Here is a 5,469-nt window from a genome sequence, read left to right on the forward strand (position 1 = left end):
GTTAGACAAGCTATTGAAAAGAAATTTGATGAACAAAAAAATATCTACTACGATGAAAATGGATCTGTGTACGATTTGACTAAATACAAAGATTCTCACTATGTAGCAGCTAGAAAGGGGGAAATATAATATGACTAAAACTATAATCAGAAGATTTTTAATAATGATTCCTCAATTGATAGTGTTAAGTTTATTTATATTCTTCGTAGCTCAAAAGATGCCAGGGGATCCTTTTACAGGTAAAATCACTCCAAGCACTGGTAACTCAAAGGTTGAAGAACAACTTAAAATAAAATCTGGGTTTTACGATCCATGGTATGTGAAATACAAAAGATGGGTTGGCAATGCTCTTCATGGAGACTTCGGAGTTTCTTATACTCAAAAATTACCTGTAAGAGATGTTATAGGTCAAAGAGCTAAGAACACATTCTTCTTATCATTGTTCTCATTGTTAATAATGTATGCGATAGCAATTCCTTTGGGAATAAACGCAGGTAGGTATAGCGGGTCGGCATTCGATCAGGGGGTTAACTTGTACAACTTCCTCGCTCTGGCTACACCAGGATTCGTATTTTATTTAATAATGCTTTTAATATTCGGATACAAGTTAGGATGGTTTCCTACAAGTGGAATTATAAGTCTTGAAGCATCAGCAAAAGGCGGAATGGCAGCAGTATTAAGTAGATTTTATCACATGCTACTTCCAGCAATATCTTATGCACTACTTACAACTATCGGAACTATCCAATATTTGAGAAATGAAGTTGTAGATGCAAAAAGTCAAGACTACGTAAGAACTGCAAGGGCAAAAGGGGTTCCTATCAAAAAAGTTTACAGCAAACACATTTTCAGAAACTCACTTTTACCAATAGCTGCATTCTTCGGATTCCAAATCACAGGTTTATTAGCTGGTTCTATAATGATTGAAACAATTTTTGGATACCAAGGAATGGGTTCACTATTTGTAGACTGTATCAATCAAAGAGATTATTCGGTTATGACAGCACTTGTAATGATTTATGGTTTCTTAACACTTTGTGGTTCATTATTAAGTGATATTATCATGAGTATAGTTGATCCAAGAATAAGGATAGATTAGGAGGGTTTTTATGAAAGAAGTAAAAGTAACAGAAGAAAAGCTTGAAGAATATAAAGACCTTGCAAAAGATAATCCTACTGGATTTAAAGTAATAGTTAATGAATTTAAGAAGGACAAATTAGCCATTGTTTCTTTAGTAGTATTGGCAGTTTTATGGATAGGAATATTCGTTGGAGCAATGCTACTAGACAAAGAACAAGTAATGAAAGTTGACATACTTAATTCATACGTAAGACCGGGAGAAGCGGGACATATACTTGGAACAGACCAAGGTGGTAGAGATTTGTTCGGACAATTGATAATTGGCGCTAGAAATTCTATCGTAATAGGAATCGCCGTAACAATCCTTACATCTGTTATAGGTATAGTTGTAGGTTTGTTTATAGGATACTACGGTGGATGGTTGGATAATATTATAATGAGAATTATAGATTTCATCCAAATTCTTCCAACAATGATGATTATCATAGTTTTCGTAACAATTGTTCCAAAATATTCTATGTTTACATTCGTATTGATATTTACGGTGTTCTATTGGACAGGAATGGCAAGACTTGTCAGATCAAAGGCCCTTGCTGAAAGTAAAAAAGACTACGTAAATGCATCCAAAACAATGGGTACTAGCGATTTGAAGACTATGTTTACAGGAATTTTGCCTAACATTTCTTCAATATTAATTGTAGATATGACATTGAGTTTCGCAGGAAATATTGGTATTGAAACTGGACTTAGCTTTCTAGGTTTCGGGCTTCCACCATCAGATCCATCACTAGGAACGTTGGTATCATTAGCCAGAAAACCAGAAGTTATATCAGATAAGTTATATGTATGGCTACCTGCATCATTATTGATATTAGTAATGATGTTGTGTATAAATTATATCGGTCAAGCATTAAGAAGGGCTTCCGATGCAAAACAAAGGAAAGGATAAGGGGGAAAAATAATGAAAAAGAAATTTAAATCATTATTGGCAATCTTTTTAGTATTAGCATTTGTACTTACAGGATGTGGAAAATCTAATAAAGATAGCGGAAAATCATCAGATTCTGGTTCTAAACAAGAATCTAGCACTGGTAAAAAGGCAAACGAAGAAAATAAAGGTAACATAGTCGGAGAACAAATGGGCGGCGGTGTGATTATTGAAAATGAAGGCGAACCAATTAAAGGTGGTACATTTAGAGTAGGTATCCCTACAGATTCACCATTTAAAGGTATATTTAATGTTGCATTACAAGACGATAACTTCGACTGGACAATTATCGGACCTACAATGTACGGTTCAGCAAACGCTGGAGAAAGCATGGAATTGAGAGATTCTGGAGCTGAAAAATTCGAATGGGATGAAAAGGCAAAGACAGCTACAATCAAACTTTCAGATGCATTCAAATGGAATGACGGAAAGCCTGTAACAGCAAAAGACATTATAATAAACTACCTAATCATCGGTCACAAGGATTATCCTGGTGTACGTTATGATGATGATATGATGAACATCGTAGGTATGGAAGATTATCACGCTGGAAAAACAAAAGACATCGCAGGTGTTAAAGAAATCGATGAAAAAACAGTTCAAATTTCATTTAAAGAATGGAAACCTGCAATCAAATGGGGTGCTGGTATTTGGCACGAACCAACAAACTACGAACAAGTTAAAGACATAGCTATAAAAGATATTATATCTTCTGACCCAATCAGAAAAAATCCTAAATCAGCAGGACCTTTCTATATTTCTAATGTAGTACCAGGACAATCAGTTGAATTTAGTGCTAACGAACACTTCTGGGGCGGAAAACCTAAAATCGATAAAGTTGTAATGGAAGTAGTTCCTACTTCACAAATTTTAGCATCATTAAAATCTGGTAAATACGATTATATCGCAGGTGGAGCACCATCAGATACATTCAAAGAAATATCAGAATTAAAAGGATACAAAGTTGCAAGACAACAAGACATGGCTTACACTTACTTAGGATTCAAACTAGGTAAATGGGACAAAGAAAAAGGCGAAGTTGTTGTAGATCCTAACGCTAAGATGGCTGATCCTAACTTACGTAAAGCAATGGGTTATGCAATTGATAACAACGCAGTTGGTGAAAAATTCTATCAAGGATACAGATCACAAGCGACATCAGTTGTTCTTCCTATATTTAAAGATTACTTTAACACTGAATTAAAAGGATACAATTTTGACCAAGAAAAAGCTAAAAAATTGTTAGATGAAGCTGGATACAAAGACGTAGACAATGATGGAATAAGAGAAGACAAAAACGGTAAACCATTTGTAATTAAATTCGCATCAATGTCAGGTGGAGAAATCGCAGAACCATTGTCAGCATACTATATCCAATGCTGGAAAGAAATTGGATTGAATGTTGAGTTGACAGGCGGAAGATTGATAGAATTCAACGCATTCTACGACAAGCTTAAAAATGATGACCCTGAAGTTGACGTATTCCAAGGAGCTTGGGCTGTAGGTACTAACCCTGACCCATCAGGATTATTCAGTAAGAATGCATCATTTAACTACTACAGATATACTAATCCAGAAATGCAACAAGCATTGGATAAGATAGCTGATGGTAAATCATCTGATGAAGAAAGAGCACAAGCTTACAAAGATTTTGCAAAAGTTATGGAAGAAAATGTACCATTGATTCCAACACTTTACAGAGAATCATTGACTCCAATCAACAAGAGAGTTAAAAAGTTTGATACAAGATATGTTCAAGATCTTAACAAAGATGACTTCAGATGGAATCAACTTGAACTTACATCTGAACAACCAATTAAAGAATAATAGTTTTTAAATTAAGTGGGGTGTAATTTTACACTCCACTTTTTTATGTAAAATATGTAAAAATACGTAAAATATAACGTTTTCGTTTATTGACTTATTCTAGCTTATTCATTAGAATATTAGAGAGGTGTAATGAATGAAGCAGAAGAATATTATTGCTGTAGTTTTGATAACTGTAGTAATATTTGTTGGAACTTTTGTAGGATTAAATATTTTTAATTCATCAAAGACAGAAAAATTAGATAAATTGGCTCACCAATGTATAGTAGATGGTAATTACCAAAAAGCTGTAGATTATTATAGTGAATTATACGATAGAACAAACGATGGATCTTATATAGATAAAAAACGTGAAGCTGTGGAACTTTTATCTTCTAAAAATAATTACGATTATGGCGTAAATTATTTAAAGGAAATGAAGTATGTCGATGCAGCAAAAAGTTTCTTGAAAGTAAGCAACAAAGATAGCGTCAATTATCAAAAAGCGCAACAAAGATTGCAAGAAAGCACACAAGCTGTGATAATTGCAAGTGATTCATTTGCAGAAGATGACAACTTTGATGCAAGTTTGAATATGTTAAACTCATACGCACGTGTAATGCCACACGAAACTATTGTTATCGACAAGATAAAAGAAGTTGAAAAAGCAAAAAATCAATACAATGAGAAAAAACAAGACGAAGAAAAACAACGTGCATTGTCTGAGAAAAAAGAAAAAGAAGCCAGAGAAAAAGCTGAAAAACTTGCCAATGAATCGGCAGAAGAATTAAAGAAAGAAAAAGAAAACACAAAAAAACCAGATAAAAAAGATGAAAGTTATGAAACTGATGATAACAAAAGACTTATTGATTTGTGCATTCGTTTAGTTGGCAAAACTTACTTGGTAACTGCAGATAATGCCAAAATATACGAAGAACCAAACAATAAATCACAAGTGATTTCCTCAATTCCTATGGGAAGTGAAGTGTACATTTATGAAGCAAAACCAGATTCAGGTCAAAGAGTATGGTGCCATGCGATAATTAAAAGTGCAGATTCACTAAAATCATACGACGCATGGATATCATCAAACAACTTAGAAATTAACGATTAAGCTCTCAATAATGAGGGCTTTTTGCACATTGCAAACCTTCATGCACGAACATCGGACTCAAAAAATTTGTGATTTCTAAATTTCAATCTTCTAAAATTCGTAACTCGCATTCGCTCAAACAGACGGATTTTTCAACGAAGATTTTCAATTCGAAATCAATTAACTTTTTATCGTATGATGTTCTTAGCATTACGGTTTGCAAGTTATAATTGAAACTGCTCTCAATAATGAGGGCTTTTTTAGTAGAAAGGGGTGTGTTATGGATTTAAATTTTTTGCATTTTGATTTGGATGCTTTCTTTGCCTCTTGTGAAATTCTGGATAATCCGAAGCTAAAACACGTCCCAATGGTTGTCGGTGGAAGAAGTCAGAGGGGAATAATTACTACTGCAAATTACGAAGCGAGAAAGTACGGTTTGCATTCTGCGATGCCAATATTTCAAGCGAAAAAGATCGTTCCAAATCTTGTTATAGTACCTCC

4 protein-coding genes and 1 pseudogene are annotated in these 5,469 nt (G+C 34.0%); all 5 read left to right on the forward strand.

Features of this window, described 5'->3' with window-relative positions; translation table 11 throughout:
* The first annotated feature begins 130 nt into the window (after positions 1-130).
* Positions 131-1,099 carry an ABC transporter permease gene (locus KHW44_RS05995; protein ID WP_094208190.1) on the forward strand — a complete coding sequence of 323 codons (969 nt, stop codon included), beginning with the start codon at positions 131-133 and terminating at the stop codon, positions 1,097-1,099.
* 10 nt (positions 1,100-1,109) lie between these two features.
* Positions 1,110-2,030 carry an ABC transporter permease gene (locus KHW44_RS06000; RefSeq protein ID WP_094208191.1) on the forward strand — a complete coding sequence of 307 codons (921 nt, stop codon included), beginning with the start codon at positions 1,110-1,112 and terminating at the stop codon, positions 2,028-2,030.
* Between the two features lie 12 nt (positions 2,031-2,042).
* The gene (locus KHW44_RS06005; protein ID WP_102164226.1) at positions 2,043-3,896 is read left to right on the forward strand and encodes an oligopeptide ABC transporter substrate-binding protein; all 1,854 of its coding nucleotides are present in this window, start codon (positions 2,043-2,045) and stop codon (positions 3,894-3,896) included.
* A 136-nt stretch (positions 3,897-4,032) separates the two neighbouring features.
* A complete protein-coding gene (locus KHW44_RS06010) occupies positions 4,033-4,989 on the forward strand; it encodes an SH3 domain-containing protein (RefSeq protein ID WP_102164227.1) in 957 nt (318 codons plus the stop codon).
* 259 nt (positions 4,990-5,248) lie between these two features.
* Positions 5,249-5,469 (forward strand): annotated as a pseudogene (locus KHW44_RS06015) (DNA polymerase IV); the annotation flags it as partial.

It is taken from the genome of Finegoldia magna, assembly GCF_018371055.1.
In the GTDB taxonomy this organism is placed as follows: Bacteria; Bacillota; Clostridia; order Tissierellales; family Peptoniphilaceae; genus Finegoldia; species Finegoldia magna_I.

Excerpts from the sequence above, each read along its gene's own strand:
- KHW44_RS05995 (WP_094208190.1), top strand. The coding sequence starts at position 131 with ATGACTAAAACTATAATCAGAAGATTTTTAATAATGATTCCTCAATTG.
- KHW44_RS06000 (WP_094208191.1), top strand. The coding sequence starts at position 1,110 with ATGAAAGAAGTAAAAGTAACAGAAGAAAAGCTTGAAGAATATAAAGAC.
- KHW44_RS06005 (WP_102164226.1), top strand. The coding sequence starts at position 2,043 with ATGAAAAAGAAATTTAAATCATTATTGGCAATCTTTTTAGTATTAGCA.
- KHW44_RS06010 (WP_102164227.1), top strand. The coding sequence starts at position 4,033 with ATGAAGCAGAAGAATATTATTGCTGTAGTTTTGATAACTGTAGTAATA.